Here is an 18,401-nt window from a genome sequence, read left to right on the forward strand (position 1 = left end):
GAAAAATATTAATGGTTTAAAGCAATACGCCAGACTTTTAAAATTTAAAGTCTGGCTTGAATTGTTTTTGACAGATTGAAGGATTTTATTCTTTGCTATAGAAAGAGGCTTCACCTTCGGGCCGAGTTTTAAACCGTTTATGTAACCAATAATATTGTGCAGGCGTTTCGCAAACTCGAGCCTGAATAAAATCATTCATGCGCTGTGTATCCGCAGTCACATCCTCACTGGGAAAATCCGACCATGCAGGATAAAAACGCAGTGTTACGGTACCATCAGGTTCTCGCGTGGGAATGGCGGGAATAACTTTTGCTTTCGTTAAAGCCGCAATTCTGCTCAATCCGGTGATGGTTGCGGTTGGGATACCGAAAAAATTCACAAAGATTGATTCACGCCGGCCGAAATCCTGATCTGGCAGGTAAAGAAACGGGGCATTACTTGCACGGATTTTTTTTATAATGGCCCGTAGCCCTTCGGTGCGCCCAATCAAAAAGACATTGTTATATCGATGCCGACCTTTGAGAATTTGCTCATCCATCTGTTTATTTTTCTGATGGGAGTAGACGCTGATTAGCGGTACATCCTGATTAAGTGCATACACAGCCGCCTCAAAAGCGGTAAAGTGTGGATACAGCAAAATCACTTTTTCTCCGCTCGCCAAAGCATCATCAAGATAGTGTTTATCCTGATACCGCACCATTTTTTTTAAACGTTGAGCATCACTGTACCAATATACGCCATATTCCAATAACAGCATGGCCATATGATAGAAATGTTCGCGTAAAACTTGGCGACGCTGCCGTTCTGTCCACTGTGGAAAACACCGGCGCAAATTAATTAAACCGATTCGCCTTCTAGGGGCTACAGCATAATAACTGAGCCAGCCCACACTTTTGGCCAATGCGTGGATGGCACATAATGGAAGCATTTGCACAAGGTACAAAAAACCAAATCCTAATTTCATCAACATGAAGCTCAATTTCCAATTTCTTTTGCTTTTTCGGCAACGAATGGTAGTTCGGGTACACAAAAGTGAATTTATTTACATTCAGATCTGTCTATAAAATGGTGCTAATCAGGTTTTTTTAAATATACTGCTTCATAATGAGGCGTAATAAGCCATTTCAGTATCGATACACATGGTTAGATTAATATGCAGTGTTAATCTTTTCAGTCAATCAAATTGGGTGGAAATCGATCAGTTTGGAGTTAAATAAACGGTCTGTATAACAGACCGTTTTGCTTTCCCTTTTAATGAGCTCCACCAGCGCTGCCACTTCCAAACGGTGGTTTTGCAAACCACACCAAAGCGATCAGCACCAGAAAAATCATACCATACAACCAAAATAAATCGTTGGCACCCATAATATGGGATTGTTGACCAATAGTTTGCTCAATAGCCCCCAAGGGCTGCACACCACTCATACCCATATGATTCATGCCCTGTACTGACTGCTGCAGAGTACTGTTATAGGGATGAATATTTTCCACCAAATGGGTATGGTGAAGAGCTTCACGTTTATCCCACAATACGTTTACCATGGAAGTACCGATACCACCGGCCAAAATACGCACAAAATTAGAGATACTGGAAGCACTAGCGATTTGTGAACCAGACATATTTGACAAAGTAATCTGGGTTAAAGGCATGAAGAACATGGCCATACCGATACCCTGTACAAACTGTGGCCAAAACACATCCATAAACCCCATTTGCGCGTTGAAATTGGTACGCCAGAAGAAACAAATCGCGTATACCGTAAAGCTGATGGTAACCAGTACCCGCATATCCAAGCGGTTACCAAATTTACCAATCAATGGGGAAAGCAATACAGGGAAAAAGCCAATAGGAGCAGTAGCTAGCCCCGCCCAAGTGGCGGTGTAACCTAGCTGCATCTGCAACAACATCGGCAGTAAAACTATCGCCCCCATATAAGTCATATATGCCGTACTGAGGGTAACCACACCAACAGTAAAGTTGCGGTCTTTAAATAGCCGTAGATCAACAATCGGAAACTTAGCATACCATTCCCAGATAACAAAGTAAGCCAGACAGACCACTGCAATCACCGCCAGAGTAATTATCTCGTTGGAAGAGAACCAGTCAAGCTCATGACCACGGTCTAGCATCATCTGCAAAGCGCCCACACCAACAACCATCAGTGACAAGCCCATGCGGTCGATTGGTTGAGACACCGTTTCCGTTTCACGATTTTTGAGCATTTGCCATGAAATACCGGCAGCAAGTAAGCCAATCGGAACATTGATAAAGAAAATCCAGCCCCAATGCCAGTTATCACTGATAATGCCACCGAGAATGGGACCGAAAATCGGTGCCACAATAATCACCATCGACCACATAGCCAGTGCCATGGATCGTTTTTCGGGTGGATAAGCAGCCATTAGCAAACTTTGTGACAACGGAATCATCGGTCCGGCTACAGCGCCCTGCACCACTCGGAAAAACACCAATAAAGCCAAACTTGAGGCAATGCCACATAAAAATGAGGCGATTACAAAAGAAACTGTTGCAATTACAAAAACTTTAACTTCACCAAACCGCCGAGCCAGCCACCCCGTCAATGGCACTGAAATAGCATTGGCAACCGCAAAAGCGGTAATTACCCAAGTACCCTGACTGTTGGCAGCACCCAGATTACCAGTAATGGTTGGGAGTGCCACGTTGGCAATAGTTGAATCCAATACTTGCATGAATACAGCCAAAGACAAAGCCACTGTAATCAAAGCCAGAGCTGGACCTTTTAATGGAGGATGCGTCATTCAAACCAGCCTTAGTGCAACAACAAGCGCAGGGTACGTCAAACAACGATAAGCCTTGATTCAACCCAGCACCTTGTCACTGCATCACAATTAAACAAGGCCAAACCATGTGCAGAATTGGTATGCCGGCAAAGAAATACCGGCTTAATTCGTCTGAATCAGGTCTGGCCAGAAGAAATTAAGATGCGTATTGAGCAAAAATCTGCTCAATCATCTCATTGATCGGTGTCCAGTCAACTGGCGTCATTTCATCGGCACTGCCAACATTGCTGACAGCGGTCAAATCCTGACCATTCTGATCGCGGGTATTGACTTCAACATCCATTGAAAGACCAACACGCAGTGGATGCGCCGCCAGCTCTTTAGGATCCAACGTAATACGCACAGGCACACGTTGCACCACTTTAATCCAGTTACCAGTAGCATTCTGAGCAGGCAGTAAAGAAAATGCTGCACCGGTACCGGCTGACAATCCCGCAACTTTGCCATGGTAAGTTACCTTACTACCATAAACATCTGCGGTGATTTTAACTGGCTGACCAATGCGGATTTTCGCCAACTGACTTTCTTTAAAGTTAGCATCAACCCAGACATTACTCAGTGGTACCACAGCCATCAGTGGCGAACCGGTCGCTACTTTTTGTCCGAGTTGAACATTACGTTTTGCAATTTGACCATCTACCGGAGCTTTAATTTTAGTGCGTTGCAAATCCAACCAAGCACTTTTCAGACGACTGATAGCAGTCATGACTGAAGGCTGCTGACGCAACGGTACATTATTACCGATTACCGCCTGAGCAGCAGTCTCCTGACCTTGAATGGCTTTCAACTGAGCCTGAGCTTCAACCACTGCATCGCGCGCATGGTTTAACTCCTCAGCGGAGATCGCATCAGTACCAGCTAAGCTTTCGCGCCGTCTTAAATCCGCTTGTAAACGTTTTAATTGTGCCTGCTGTGCGATAACTTGCGCTCTAGCCTGAGCAGACTGTGCCGTTTGCTGTTTATTTTGGCGAATAGCAGTAATCAAATCATGGTGGGCGCGTTCAAACGCCAGTTGCATATCACTATCATCCAGTGAGACCAAAACCTGACCTGCTTTTACCGTTTGAGTATCATCAACATTGACCGTTTGCACGGTACCGGTAATTTGCGGTGTAATCTGCACCAAATGACCATTCACGTAGGCGTCATCAGTTGATTCTTCATGCTGCCAGACTAAGAAATACATCAGCAAGAATGCCATCGCAATAATCAAAAAAATCAGTGTCAGCCCGATCAACTTCCGTTTACGATTAGCCGGTATACGTTGCTCGGCATGATTGTCCGTTGCCGGAGCTTCTTGTATTGCCTCAACTTTTTGTGTTTGTTCACTCATACTTAAATAGCTCAATTAATTCAATAAAATAAAAATATCAACGAGTTGACTGATCATCTGCACGGTGAAAACCCCCACCGAGAGCAGCATGCAAACTATTCCAACTTTGCTGCTGCCAGGCTGCTGTTTGAATATAATCAGCATAGGCAATTAAAGCAGCATCTTCCTTTTGCAACCGGTTTAGCGCATTGTCCAAACCAGCAGCCTGACGCCTGCTACTCGCCGCCGCGTTTTTCTTGGCAATCTGCCAGGACTCATGTTGTAGAGGCACAGCAGTAACACTTTGTTGATAATCACTCATCGCATCTGCCGCCTGCTGTAATGCGGTCAAAACCGTTTTATCGTATTGGGCAACCTGTTCATTATAGGCAGAACGCTTACCAGACAACGCCGCCTGCAAACTGCCGGAAGTGAAAATAGGCAAATTAATCGCCGGTAAAATACTCACCATTCGCGAAGAAGAATGCAATAAATCAAATGCGTCAACATGTGACAAACCAGCTAGCCCCTTAATCTCAATATTTGGATAAAAAGCCGCTTCTGCCGATTTAATGCCGAAATAATTAGATTGTAGTAACGCACGCTGAGCTGCAATATCTGGACGATTAGAGAGAATATCAGCACGTAATCCCGTCACCGCAATAACAGGAACCCGGCCAAAACTTGGCGAACTGATCCCCGCTAACTGATCTGGAGACCGACCGCTCAGAATAGCCAAACTGTTACGCGTGCGCAGCAATTCTGCTTGAGTCTGACGCAAAGCACTTTGCAAACTTAAAATGGTCTGTGATAGCGCATATTCATCACTGGCCGGTTGCAAACCAGCACGAATCCGCTTCAATACCAACTGTTGTCGTTGCTGATTAACAGCTATTCTCTGCCGCAAAATCTCAGTTTGCTCATGCAACGACTGCCATTGCGTAAATTGCGCAACAATACTTTGGGTTAACAGCAATCTAGCCTGTTGCTGTTGATACATCGCCGCCGTACGCATCCCTAAGGCTGACTTCACCAGATTACTCTGCTTGCCCCAAAAATCAAACGTATAGCCAACTGCCACCGCAGCCATCTCATTGCTGAACACATGATTCGGACTATCACCATCACGATCAGACTTTGGCTTTGGGCTCAGATATGCGCCGACACCATTAGCCTGCAAGCCTACTTGCACACCAGCAGCCCCCTTAGCTCCGCGCCATTGAGCTTCGGCCTCAGCAATGCGTGCAGCTGCTATTTTCAAATCAGGTGAATTAGATAAACCATCATTCACTAATTGATTGAGCAACGGCTGATTCAATTCTTGCCACCAGTTTAGTTTTACCCGCGCGGACTGTCCGTCAGGTAACTGTAAACTTGCAGCATCATTTGGTTTTTCCAGCGCTGGTTGCTGGCCAAAATTGGCACATGCTGATAAAACCAAAAAAGTTAAGGGGCTCAGGATCCAACAAAATGAACGTAATCTTCGCTCAGATACGGTTGTTTTCATGTAACTCTCAATAAAAAACTAAGCAGCGTATAATAATTTAGATAGCAACTGCCGCAGTTGTTCACACTCTTGTTTAGATAAAGCTGACCAGATCCGATGATGCACTTCATTAGTTTCAGGGCTAACCTCCTGAATCAATTGCTCACCTGCATCTGTTAGTTTCAACATAATTTTACGCCGATCAACAGGATGCGTAGTCCGCGTTATCCATTCGTTCTGCACCAATTCATCAGACAGTCGCGTTGCGCTGGTACGGGTTAAATGCAGAATATTACTTAACTCAGACGGTAAAATTTCTTGATTTGGTTGTGCATAAGTTGCCAGCAAGGCATGCCACAAACTTTCGGATAAATTATGTTGGTGCACTCGTGCATTTAATTCACTGTGGATACTGGTATGAACTAAACGAATCAATCGGCTGAGCATGACCAATTCGATATTCAAGCTAGGCATTTTTACGGCCAGCGCTTCTAACATTGCCTCCAATTGTGGAGCAGAAAGAGTTTGGCTCATTATTATAATCCCTCTAAATCTTGATAAATAAACCATTATAATAATTAACAAGCTTATTATCAATGAGGTTTATAATTTGCCTATAAAAATTATACCCTAATAAATCAATTAAAATGATTACTTATCAACCGATAGCATGTATTTGTACACCTTGCTTTTCAGTCAAAACCGACTATCTAATCATCCCGTCTTGCACAGTACCGTTCACTATCTAAATTTCAATTAACCTGTCAAATTAAAATTCACTTAAACTAAAATTTAATCCCATAAAATATGTGCACGCCAACCCACAGGCTGATCAGTTTTCCATATATCCAACACCCATTTCTAACTGAACAAACAAGCCCACGCCAGCAGCTTCGCCTCAACGGTCAAACACACAATCAGATCAAAATTTACAAAGAAATTATATTTAATAACACAGCAAATGATCAGAATATTTCACTTTATTTACCTGATATTAATTATTTAATCGAATCATCAAATCGATCAAAATAACTTTTACATCAAGCTGTCAGATAATTGCATTATAACCCTGTACAAAAACATAAAATTCTTAGCAATTGATGGCATAAAATATCAATGAGTTGGCTGATAAAAATAGAATAATTTTTAGAATTCGTTGCTATACAGCACTGAGCAACTAGGTTGCCTAATCTGCATAAACTCATTTAATTTGTTTATCATATATTCACTAACCAATCAGACAAAAAAAAGTTGTCCGTCTGGACAACTTTTTCAATCTAACTCATTTAGATACCAGCCGCCTGTCGTAACACCTCGGCTTTATCAGTTCTTTCCCAGGTAAATTCTGGTTCTTCACGACCAAAATGTCCATACGCAGCGGTTTTTGCATAAATCGGGCGTTGCAGATCCAGCATTTTAATAATGCCTTTCGGACGTAGATCAAAATGTTCCTGTACAATCTGAATCAGCTTTTCTTCAGTGATTTTACCCGTTCCAAATGTATCGATTGCGATAGAAGTTGGCTGAGCAATACCAATAGCATAAGAAATCTGGATTTGACATTGACTGGCCAGACCTGCAGCGACAATATTCTTAGCGACATATCGACAGGCATAGGCAGCAGAGCGGTCAACCTTAGTTGGATCCTTACCCGAAAAAGCACCGCCTCCGTGCGGAGCAGCCCCACCATATGTGTCAACAATAATCTTACGACCAGTCAAACCACAGTCTCCCTGTGGACCACCAATAACAAAGCGTCCAGTTGGATTAATCAAATATTGGGTTTCTGCGGTCAACATTTCTGCTGGCAATACCGGTTCAATAATAAACTTTTTCACCGCAGCAATTAACTCATCCCGTTCAATGTGCGGTTCATGCTGAGTTGACAACACCACCGTATCAATCCGTTTTACTTTACCGGTTTCACTGTCATAAACACAGGTTAACTGAGCCTTAGCATCAGGTCGCAACCAAGGGAGCTCACCACTTTTACGTACTTCACTTTGTCGCTGCATCAGACGATGAGCATAATAAATTGCAAAGGGCATCATTGTTGGTGTTTCATCACAGGCATATCCAAACATCAGCCCCTGATCACCAGCCCCCATGTCCAAATCCATACCCTCTCCCTCATTCACCCCTTGGGCGATATCTGGAGATTGCTCGTCATAGCATACCATCACTGCACAGCCATTGGCATCAAATCCCAGCTCAGACGAGTTATACCCAATACGCTTAATCGTATCACGCGCAACTTGAATATAATTCACATGAGCCCGAGTGGAAATTTCACCGGCCAAAACACACAGACCAGTATTGACCAGCGTTTCAGCTGCGACTCGTGCACCAGGATCCTGAGTCAGGATGGCGTCTAAAATAGAATCGGAGATCTGGTCAGCAACCTTATCTGGATGACCTTCAGAAACCGATTCAGAAGTAAACAGAAATTCACTCATAATTTGCAGATACTTTCTGATAGAAATACAAAATTCATGCTTAATGCACATTTATCGGGTGCTTTTGTTACAATGTCATCCAAATTTTGATTTGAGATTAAAAACAGATGCAAAAGCTGGTATATATCCTTTTTTCCCTATTGGCATTAATCCCCTTGCCTCTAATGCAAAGCATAGGTTCTTTACTTGGCCGACTTGGCTTTCACATGGCCAGCAACGAACGTAAACGCACAACCGAAAACGTTCATTCTAGCAAACTTACTGCCAACGACCAAGAAACCGAAAAACTGGTCAAAGCGGTTTTTGCTGAAACCATGAAAAGTGGGCTGGAACTGACCATCGCCTGGACGCGTTCCAGCCAGCATATTGTATCATTATTTAAAGAAGTACACGGCTGGGAACATATCGACGCAGCCATTGAACGTCAAGAAGGTTTACTGCTTATCACTCCTCATCTGGGCAATTATGATTTGGCTGGTCGTTATCTGAGTGAAAAATTGCCATTTCCCCTGACTGCGATGTATCGTCCGCCCAAAATTAGCTGGCTTGAGAGCGTGATGAATAATGGTCGAGTGCGGGATAATGGCTATACTGCTCCTGCCAATATGCAAGGAGTAAAACAAGTTGTGCGGGCATTAAAAAACCAAGAAGCCACCATCGTCCTACCGGATCAAGTGCCTGGTGAAGGCGAAGGCGTTTGGGCAACCTTTTTTGATCGTCCAGCCTACACCATGACCCTTGCCTCACGCTTAGCCATCATGCCCAAAGTCACCACCCTATTTTTCTGTGGTGAACGCCTACCCAAAGGTCGCGGCTTTGCCTTACATATCGCGCCAATTGAAGGCACATTGACCGGAAATAGGCAACAGGATGCGCAAGTGATTAACCATAATGTTGAAAAATGGGTAACACGCTTTCCGGCACAATATTTATTTGGTTACAACCGATATAAATCACGTAAAGCTAAAACGAATTCCTGAAAAAGGTCTAAACATACGAATATTTTGGCTAAAATGGACATTATCACTTTAACTTGAGCTATTAAAAATTTTGTCCCTCAAGTCTAATCATTATTGGTAATAAATATTACAGACTCAGGCTGGAAACTCAAAAATTTAAAATAAATAACAGCAAGAAACACCGCGTATTTCATTTCCTATTTCACCTAACAGCAAGAGAATTAGCTTTTCTAATTTTTGAATATAGCGAATTTCTTTAACTAGAAGCATACACGCAAAGCTTAATCTTTTTTTTAGAAAAATTAAACACAACTAAACACGAATCAAGACCCATCATCTGGGTTAGATCTATTTATAAATGATCATTTAAAAAACCAAGATAATTAAAGTTGCAAGGAAAAATGAACTTTATTAACCTTATTGACTATGCTTTGTTCGAAAATAGATTGTCATCTGATTACAAAATAAAATAATACCTATACTAAGTGAACCAGTTATCAATACATAAATGTCATCATTATTGGCAGAATCTTTCCTGATTAGTGGGATTTATTTGCATCAACTGCAAATATAGCCCCTCACCACTTAATCAATAAATCATTAACTTTTCGGGTTATGTTTACAGCATCAGGATATTTTTCTAAACGATACACAATAAATAAAGTTTTATACTTATTGGTCATAATTGAACTTCAGAGCCAAATTTATTTATTCAATAATCTGGTCAGATAATCAACGCACTTACCTATGATTAGCAGCATTAATTGATTGGATACACTTCAAGTGAATAAAGCCACGATAAAACTATTTAAAGCATTTTTAACTTGGTCATTATCATTTTCCCGCAACCATGTAGCATACAAATTCCCGCCAATAAAGTATGATTTTTATTCAACCCCTTTTACTTTATCAATTAGAATAAACTATTTTATATATATATCAAGCCTGACTTATTTTGCATGTCCTCCCCACTTTTGTGGTTCAGACAGATTTGCCCCATACAGGTTACGTCATCAAGAGCAAAAAATGCCAGTATTATAAATTCTGCCATATGTACTAGGCTTAATTCATAAAAGAATTGAATTTTTACTGTTTACTCCGAACATTACCTGTAAAAAAAAGAGCCTTAAAGGCTCTTTTTTTTGAATTCGTAAACTGCTTGAAATATAACAATACAGATTAACGTTTAGAGAACTGTTTAGCACGGCGTGCTTTACGCAGACCAAATTTCTTACGTTCAACTTTACGTGCGTCACGAGTAACCAGACCAGCAGCAGCCAGTGTAGGTTTCAAAGCAGCATCATAATCGATCAATGCGCGAGTAATGCCATGACGGATTGCACCAGACTGTCCGGTTTCGCCACCACCAACAACATTTACTTTAATATCGAAAGCTTCCAGATTTTCAGTCAACACTAATGGTTGACGAACAATCATGCGGCCAGTTTCACGACCAAAAAATTCATCCAGCGGACGACCATTAACAATGATCTGACCGTTACCCTTTTGTAGGAAAACACGAGCCACTGAACTTTTGCGGCGACCCGTGCCGTAGTAATATTTACCGTTCATTGCGTGTCCTTAGATTTCCAAAACTTTAGGTTGTTGAGCAGCATGAGCATGTTCTGCAGTAGCATATACTTTCAGTTTCTTGATCATGGCATAGCCCAACGGGCCTTTAGGTAACATACCTTTAACCGCTTTTTCTAACGCGCGACCAGGGAATTGGTTTTGCATTTCGGCAAAAGTACGCTCATAAATACCACCAGGATAACCTGAATGGCGGTAGTATTTTTTGTCAGTCTGTTTTTGACCAGTTACACGCAATTTGTCAGCATTGATTACGATGATGTAATCACCAGTATCAACATGCGGTGTGTACTCTGGCTTATGTTTGCCACGAAGACGGCGAGCGATTTCTGCAGCCAGACGACCAAGAACTTTGTCTTGTGCATCAACCACATACCAATCACGCTTCACCTCATGCGGCTTAGCTGAAAAGGTTTTCATAGGAGCTAATCCAGATAATTATACGAAAGTTTCTAATATTAAAGATTAATCAATCAATTGTCAATTGCTGTTCTACAAAGATATGACACGTCATATTGCTTTGGCCAGAGAGAGAAAACGTTTTTCTCGCGTCAGCCGATCCTCTTAAATGGTGGCAAACAAGCAAGAAGTTGTTTGCCGTAACGCGCAGTTAAAATCCGGTTATCCAGAATGGTGATACGACCATAATCGCTTTCTGTTCGAATCAGACGACCAACTGCCTGAACCAATTTAATACTAGCTTCAGGCACCGTGATTTCCATAAACGGATTACCTCCACGCGCTTCTATCCACTGGTTACGCGTTTTTTCAATCGGATTATCCGGCATGGCAAAAGGCAATTTGGCAATAATCACCTGCACACACAGCTCACCAGGTAGATCCAGCCCCTCAGCAAAACTATCTAACCCAAAAATGATACTCGGTTTACCGGCATCAATTGCATCGTGATGGCGCTGTAACAGTACCTGTTTCGGTAATTCCCCTTGTACCAATAATAATGGCAAATAGGTATCAGGTAATTTTAAAGCCACTTCCTGCATTTGTTTGCGCGAAGAAAACAACACCAGCGTTCCAATTTCTTCATGTGCATTAATTAATTTGGGTAACCATTGCACAATTTCAGCTGTGTGTGCAGCCGGTTCTCTGGGGCTGGCTGTTAAAGCCGGAATATATAGTTCCCCTTGCTCGGCAAAATGAAACGGGCTGTCCAATGCCAACATAGCAGTATCAGTCATTCCCTTCAGCCCCGTTTGTTGCAATAATAAATCAAAATTGCCCAATGAACGCAAAGTGGCTGAAGTCAAAACCGCACCTGCGGCACGATGCCATAGACCATAAGCCAATTTAGCGGCACTACTAATTGGTGAAGCATGGAAACTATAATCTACTTTGTCACCAATTAGGCGTTTAATCCATTTGGCTAGGGGCGCTTCACCTTCCACGACTTCTGTAGCCAGCAAATCCCATACGCTGACAAGCTGTTCACTTCGGCTCAACAGCAAGCCCAAATCACCGCTGAGTAAATCTAAAAAACTTCCATCCTGATTTTTATCTCGTCGAGCCACCGATAACGCTTCATTTAAACTATTGATATGCTTTAATAACATTCTGGCACATACAGCTGTATTATTGACCAATACGGCTAAGTGGGCAGGTATTTGTCCATTAGCCCAGATCCAACTGCTATCATTCTTGCCTTCCTCAACCCTCAAATCAGGCTCTTCTGCTAGTTGAATCAACCACTCCTGTAAACTTTCCTGCAAACCGGAAGCCGCTTCTGTAGCTGCAACGGCCAGCTCACTTTTATCCAGCACACCAGCGACTTTATCCACCACATTGCCGACACGGTCAAGAAACCACATTGCTTGATTCAGACTGTGCTCTGCAGCGAACTGCTGTAATGCTTTTTGTGGCAAATGATGAGCTTCATCTATACAATAAAAACTATTGATCGGCGCTGGCAGAATCACACCTCCACCCATCCCGATATCGGCCAACAGTAAGTCATGATTAGCCACCACAACATCCACATTTTCTAAAGTATCTCGCGCCAAGAAAAACGGACATTCAGACCGATTTGGGCAGGCTGCCTTAAGGCAACCATGCCGGTCATTGGTCACCTTTTGCCACAGTTGATCATCTATTTGTTCCGGCCAGGTATCACGATCACCGTTAAATTGCCGAGAAGCGAATTGATCAGCCAAATTACGCAGCACAGCTATTTCTTCTTTTTTTGGTTTTCTATCCCATAACAATGAGGGTTGCTCGAATCCTTGCAAACTGTCCTGTGCATTCAGTTGCGTCAACTGATATAGCTTATAAGGACATAAATACCGCCCGCGCCCCTTGGCCAAAGCAAAACTGAGACTCAAACCACTATGTTCAACTACAAATGGGAGATCACGACCAACCAACTGCTCCTGTAATGCGACAGTTGCACTGCTGACAACTAACTTTTTTTGGCGGGTTTGCGCCATGATGCCACCGGCCAGCAGATAAGCGAGACTTTTGCCAACGCCGGTAGGTCCTTCCACCACCAAAATAGACTCCCCATTACGCTTAGGTGCTTCCTCGCCTTCTGCCTGTGGCAAACTACGGGAAAAGGCATTGGCGATGGCCGCAATCATTTCTCGTTGCGCTTTTCGAGGACGGAAATTGGGCAAACTCAGAGCAATATTCTGATAATGGTCGCGAATGGCGTGTTTTTCTAAATCAGTGAGCATATTTATTCTAAAAAGTAAGCAAAATTAAAACTGCTTATACCATTTAGTAGTAAAGTTATTAAAAATCAGTATATTAAATACTGATTCATGATTATATACTGAAATTCCACAGCAAATTTCATCTGGAACATCATGAAAAAAATTATCTATTTTATCCTATCTTGCCTGATCATTAGTGGTTTAATTGCATGTTCAGAACAACCAAAGGAAACAGTGGAATCTACCAAAAAAGAACTGGTATTCGGAGCCTCTGCCATGCCTTATAGCAATATTTTTGAACAAGGCATCAAACCCATTTTGGAAAAAAAAGGCTATCGTATTAAAACCCTGATGTTTTCTACATTAGAAGTGAATAATCAATCTGTCGATAATGGTCAGGTTGACTTCAATCTTGATCAGCACACTGCCTACATCAATGTATTTAATCGTGAAAAAGGCACACACCTTTATCCATTAGTGCACATTCCTACTTTGCCGGCTGCGTATTATTCCGACAAATATACTTCATTTGAACAGTCACCTAATGGTGCAACAGTATTAATTCCTAACGATCCGGCTAATACCTCACGTGCATTGCGTGTCCTAACTGACCACCAACTGATTAAACTTAAAGCCAATACCAATCCAATACTGGCTACCCCTGAAGACATTGCTGTCAATCCTAAACAACTGAAAATCAAAACAGTGGATTCAGTATTGATTCCACGCATACTGTCCGAAGTCGATTATGGTTTTGCCTCCGGTGGTATTGCTTTTCAATCCAAAATGGATCCGAATAAAGCAGTTATACGTGAAAAAGTCATTCCGGAAATGGAAATGGTGGTAGCCATCAACGAAAAAAATCGAGACACCCAATGGGCAAAAGACCTGAAAGCAGCCTATCAGTCACCTGAATTTAAACAATTTATGCAGCATTACCACCAACATCAGATGTGGGTAATGCCACAGGCAGAATAACACCACTAATATTAAATATTCAACACTTTGCCACTAATAGTCTTCAAATATTAGTGGCCAATCATGTTTATCGTTCGCTGCCGACATTAAACAAAGCGCCATCCAACAACATTCAAATAAAACAATTCAGTCACACAAAGTATTTCAACTGTGCAAACTGGTATCATGGTCGCTCATCGCAACCTAATAACACCTCATGATCTCATCAGTTTAGATTATAGAGGAGCAGTATCACATTAGCAGCCAGTACTAAGTAGCACTCATTAAACATGATGGAGAAGACCTAAAAAATAACGTGCCCATCAGGATGATACAAAAACAGCAGTAGTCATATGATCTAAAATGATTTAGTAAAATAGAGACTAAATGCAGTAGGTTATAAAATTCAACTACCCCAAATAGCTAGGTATTCTATCTAATTCATTAATTTTTCGGAGAATAAAAAATAATTTCTGAAATATGGAGTAAGTTATCCGGCATTTATCTTAATTTTTACCACCATCCTATGAGTTGATAGTTGCAATGGTTAACTTGTCAAATTTTGCAATTTTCCTATTTAAACTTGTATTGAATACTTGTAGTCAATATACAATTAATAAACTGCATTAATATTTGGATAGCCAGTCTAAATATTTAGAAAAAAATAACATTGCTGCGATGAATTGAAATAATTGCCTACTGAAATAACCATGTTAACCAGTTTAAATTTAGTGGCAATTAGCCAGCTATTCTTTGATAACTCATTGACTATCTGAACTCATTGCACTCACTAATGACCAATCAAGTGCCTGACTTAATTCAAACACAATACTCATTGCTCAAACACCACTTGATAATTATTACTGACTAAATTATCAAATTTTCCCTTCATTGCGTATAGTAACTGCTTCTTTTTCAAATGGTGAGTCACTCTGGCTTATTTAGATAGATTAAACACCCTAACATTTGTCTAGAGAGATAGCAATAAAATGCCTTTTTCTCGCGCTATAGAATTCCATCCACCCCAAGCAATAAGTATTGCAGCGATCAAGATCATATAAACCTTCATCGCCTGCCATATCTTCATAAAGAACCTTATTCCGGTCTTTACTGCTGGCTCTTTGAGCAAACTTAAGGCGTGAAAACAATCTGAACAGATGTCTTTCAATAAGTTTCTAATATGAACTGGTGTGAATCATTGATGCAGTACCCTAAAATAACGCCAATAGGCTACGGCAACCCAATCTTGCTGATTATTTTATTGTTTTATTGAGACAACAATGATCAACGGTTTATTACTATAAGAAATACCAATTGGCGCGAGCTGATACTGCCTATCTGTAAATCATCTTGTTCTTTTCTCAGTCTCTAAATAGCCTACATTAGCTTGAATCAAAATTTTGTCATAAACGGATTTTTAATCTAGCGCTTGCGCCATAACCATCTAACCTTGCTTTAAGAAAAAGGATTAAATTGATACACATGCAACTTTATCATTTCTTTTTATCTAACTTCATCTTATTTGTTATGTTCAATCACATTTCCTAACCGCAAGTGAAGTCCATACTTATCAAGCAAACCCCGAATGAAATCTTCATTTAATTGCATCTTATTTTTCTGTAAAGATAGATAGGTAGGTATTTGCCAACGTTTTATCAGATGAAATTATTTTTTGTTTTATATAAGAACTTAAATTCATCTGCTCAACATAAACAGATTTAGTCCCGGTTTGAGCAACCAGAGAAATAAGAGATTCTAATTCTAAAGGATTTTGAACAAGATGGGGCAATAGTGGTCCAATGAATGCATAAGTTCTAATATTTTGACTATTTAATTCAGATAATGCATGCAATCTACTGGTTATAGATGGTGCTTTGATCTCCAAAGCTTTACTTATACTATCTTTAGCTGAAGTGATAGTAAAACCTACTTCAACATCTTTTAATTCTTGTAATACATCGATATCTCTGAGTACTAAAGCCGACTTTGTGAGAATGCTGACCAAGCCTAAGTAATGATTATTTTTCAATACTTCAAGCATCTTTCGTGTGAGTTGATACTTTTTTTCAATAGGCAAATATGGATCGGTGACCGAACTAAAAAATATTGTCGATTTCAGCTTTTTATCTAAAAGTTTTTTTAATTGTTTTTCAAATATCTCTACTGAGTTTTTCTTTATATAAACATAATTCCCCCAGTTTTCAATTGACTCGCCGACAAATCTTCCCATAAAACTAGCGTAACAATATAAACAGGAAAAACTGCAACCAACATAAGGATTTACTACATAATCAGTATCTGGTAATTTAGATTTAGTAATAACACTTTTGCAGTCTAATTCATGATATTTCATCGAATTATCCCCCCTTTTAAGTTAAACAAAAGCCGAAAATATCAACGCCCTGGCTGAGAGACCCTATATTTTGATTCCTAGTTATCACGCCGATAAAAGACTACTTTAAGAGATGTTTATCACCATTCTGATCGATAACTGGTTAATCGCATTGACTAATACCGTCTGTATACCATCATTCCTATTGATGCATTCCTATTTTCACCTGCCCGAATGGTAATTCTGCAAATACCCAATTAAGTAGCAAACCGACGATTTACTGTTGGGCGAAACCATACATGCAAAATAGTTTGCAGCTGAAAACACATTTTACTGCACAAAGCATATTTCTATTGGAATACCATTTTTCTTGTTGCCCTATTCTTATTGTTGTCGAACCCCTTCCAAAATACAGCATATTATTCAGCTTATTCTGACATCTCTTACAATCTCGTCACATTTTTTTTATGATCATGGTCTGGCACATTTTCAATTTGCTATGGGTAAAGCAAGAGCAATCGAGCTAAATACCTTAGGGTGATCAATTTCATTTTCCGTTCCAATCACCTAAGCTGCCGCAGTAACCTTCTACAGAGAAGCAATATCAATATTTGGCTGCTATAACTTCATTTTACAGAGCGGATCACCCGTTTGTTCAAAGTACTGTTGCACAAACTTAAGACTTTCGGCATTAAAATTCGCAGACGAGAGATTTACCTCTAATAATGCTATGTTGGACATCATAGACTGATCATGCAGAGCAAACTGCAGAGAAAAGATCGCACCATCACTAACACTAGAATATTAACCGGACTAATAGCCAGAGCCTTAATCCACGCATAAATATCAGCCATCATCACATCGATGTCATAAACAGCATTTTTTTCACTTAAACCATAATAACGACTATCCACTGCATAGCTATATAATTTTGTAGGAATTTCTGTAATAGCGGAGCAAAAATACTGTAATCCTCACCCTTTCCATGCAACAATATCAAAGCATCTCCCTTACCCGATTTTTCAAAATATAGATTGATACCACTTACTTTAATCATTCAATTATATTTCCCCTTTCCCGTTTTATTTCAGATAATAATTTATCTATATTAGAATCAGATAAATAAAATCCACAATTAAGAAATACAAATTGTTTATTATCAATGATTAAATTAGCACTACAACATCTGTTTTATCTGATATAAACTAAATACTTTTTTATTGATTCATTTAAATGAGCCTGCACATCGTTTTATATCAACCTCAAATACCAGCAAATACCGGCAACATCGCCCGTACCTGTGCCGGTACTGGCACTAGCCTGCATTTAATTCATCCTCTTGGCTTTTCTACTGACGACCGTATGCTTAAACGTGCCGGTCTGGATTACTGGCCCCATGTCGACATTCATTATCATGACAGCCTAGATAGGTTCATAGCCATGACCGAAGCACAGGCCAATGCAGAAGTTTATCTAATTGAGACGTATGGCACACGCAATTACACAGAATACGACTATAGCGACAACGAGCAAGATATCTATTTTCTCTTTGGTCGCGAAACCACGGGTCTGCCTAAAGATTTCGCCCAGGCCAGAGCAGACCACTGCCTGCGCATTCCTCAGACCACCCACATCCGCTCGCTGAATCTGTCGAATGCAGCAGCAATAGTATTGTATGAAGCATTGCGACAGCAGGGATTTAGAAGTTTGATCTAAAAGCCGCATTGTAGCAGTAGCCATAACTAAAGCAGCCTTTCGGCTGCTTTAGTGAGGTATAAAGCAAAGAACCCAGTATCATATACTGGGTTCTTCTAAAAGGGTGT

Annotated in this window: 13 protein-coding genes; 3 read left to right on the forward strand and 10 right to left on the reverse strand. The window is 40.7% G+C overall.

All coding sequences use genetic code 11. The features are described from left to right. Nucleotides 1-85: 85 nt before the first annotated feature. From J3U68_RS10290 to metK, 6 genes are all read right to left on the reverse strand, one after another. Nucleotides 86-1,012, reverse strand: coding sequence for a lipid A biosynthesis lauroyl acyltransferase (locus J3U68_RS10290; protein WP_267376734.1), 927 nt, complete (start codon nt 1,010-1,012; stop codon nt 86-88). 239 nt (nt 1,013-1,251) lie between these two features. Continuing rightward, nucleotides 1,252-2,781, reverse strand: coding sequence for a DHA2 family efflux MFS transporter permease subunit (locus J3U68_RS10295; RefSeq protein ID WP_267376712.1), 1,530 nt, complete (start codon nt 2,779-2,781; stop codon nt 1,252-1,254). A 178-nt stretch (nt 2,782-2,959) separates the two neighbouring features. Beyond that, nucleotides 2,960-4,156 carry an efflux RND transporter periplasmic adaptor subunit gene (locus J3U68_RS10300; RefSeq protein WP_267376713.1) on the reverse strand — a complete coding sequence of 399 codons (1,197 nt, stop codon included), beginning with the start codon at nt 4,154-4,156 and terminating at the stop codon, nt 2,960-2,962. Nucleotides 4,157-4,193: 37 nt separating this feature from the next. Next, complete coding sequence (locus J3U68_RS10305) at nt 4,194-5,642, reverse strand: efflux transporter outer membrane subunit (RefSeq protein WP_267376714.1); 1,449 nt, start codon at nt 5,640-5,642, stop codon at nt 4,194-4,196. Between the two features lie 18 nt (nt 5,643-5,660). Next, nucleotides 5,661-6,155 carry a MarR family transcriptional regulator gene (locus tag J3U68_RS10310; RefSeq protein ID WP_267376716.1) on the reverse strand — a complete coding sequence of 165 codons (495 nt, stop codon included), beginning with the start codon at nt 6,153-6,155 and terminating at the stop codon, nt 5,661-5,663. 752 nt (nt 6,156-6,907) lie between these two features. Further along, nucleotides 6,908-8,077: a methionine adenosyltransferase gene (gene metK, locus J3U68_RS10315; RefSeq protein WP_267376718.1), complete on the reverse strand. Its 1,170-nt coding sequence runs from the start codon at nt 8,075-8,077 to the stop codon at nt 6,908-6,910. A 107-nt stretch (nt 8,078-8,184) separates the two neighbouring features. Here metK and J3U68_RS10320 point away from each other — a divergent pair, with 107 nt between their 5' ends. Beyond that, nucleotides 8,185-9,057: a lysophospholipid acyltransferase family protein gene (locus tag J3U68_RS10320; RefSeq protein ID WP_267376719.1), complete on the forward strand. Its 873-nt coding sequence runs from the start codon at nt 8,185-8,187 to the stop codon at nt 9,055-9,057. Between the two features lie 1,158 nt (nt 9,058-10,215). Here the strand turns inward: J3U68_RS10320 and rpsI are convergent. From rpsI to dinG, 3 genes are all read right to left on the reverse strand, one after another. Next, on the reverse strand, nt 10,216-10,608 hold the full coding sequence (gene rpsI, locus J3U68_RS10325) for a 30S ribosomal protein S9 (protein ID WP_267376720.1): 393 nt from the start codon (nt 10,606-10,608) through the stop codon (nt 10,216-10,218). Nucleotides 10,609-10,617: 9 nt separating this feature from the next. Continuing rightward, entirely contained in the window at nt 10,618-11,046 is a 429-nt protein-coding gene (rplM, locus tag J3U68_RS10330) for a 50S ribosomal protein L13 (protein ID WP_267376721.1), read from the reverse strand. Between the two features lie 131 nt (nt 11,047-11,177). Then, complete coding sequence (gene dinG, locus J3U68_RS10335) at nt 11,178-13,310, reverse strand: ATP-dependent DNA helicase DinG (RefSeq protein WP_267376723.1); 2,133 nt, start codon at nt 13,308-13,310, stop codon at nt 11,178-11,180. A 132-nt stretch (nt 13,311-13,442) separates the two neighbouring features. Between dinG and J3U68_RS10340 the strand changes: the two genes are divergently transcribed. Next, nucleotides 13,443-14,267 carry a MetQ/NlpA family ABC transporter substrate-binding protein gene (locus tag J3U68_RS10340; RefSeq protein WP_267376725.1) on the forward strand — a complete coding sequence of 275 codons (825 nt, stop codon included), beginning with the start codon at nt 13,443-13,445 and terminating at the stop codon, nt 14,265-14,267. Between the two features lie 1,588 nt (nt 14,268-15,855). Here J3U68_RS10340 and J3U68_RS10345 read toward each other — a convergent pair. Continuing rightward, nucleotides 15,856-16,599 carry an SPL family radical SAM protein gene (locus J3U68_RS10345; RefSeq protein ID WP_267376727.1) on the reverse strand — a complete coding sequence of 248 codons (744 nt, stop codon included), beginning with the start codon at nt 16,597-16,599 and terminating at the stop codon, nt 15,856-15,858. Between the two features lie 1,212 nt (nt 16,600-17,811). Here J3U68_RS10345 and trmL point away from each other — a divergent pair. Continuing rightward, nucleotides 17,812-18,294 carry a tRNA (uridine(34)/cytosine(34)/5-carboxymethylaminomethyluridine(34)-2'-O)-methyltransferase TrmL gene (trmL, locus tag J3U68_RS10350; RefSeq protein ID WP_267376729.1) on the forward strand — a complete coding sequence of 161 codons (483 nt, stop codon included), beginning with the start codon at nt 17,812-17,814 and terminating at the stop codon, nt 18,292-18,294. Nucleotides 18,295-18,401: the final 107 nt, after the last annotated feature.

The sequence above is a fragment of the Snodgrassella sp. B3882 genome, from assembly GCF_026535915.1.
GTDB lineage: Bacteria > Pseudomonadota > Gammaproteobacteria > Burkholderiales > Neisseriaceae > Snodgrassella.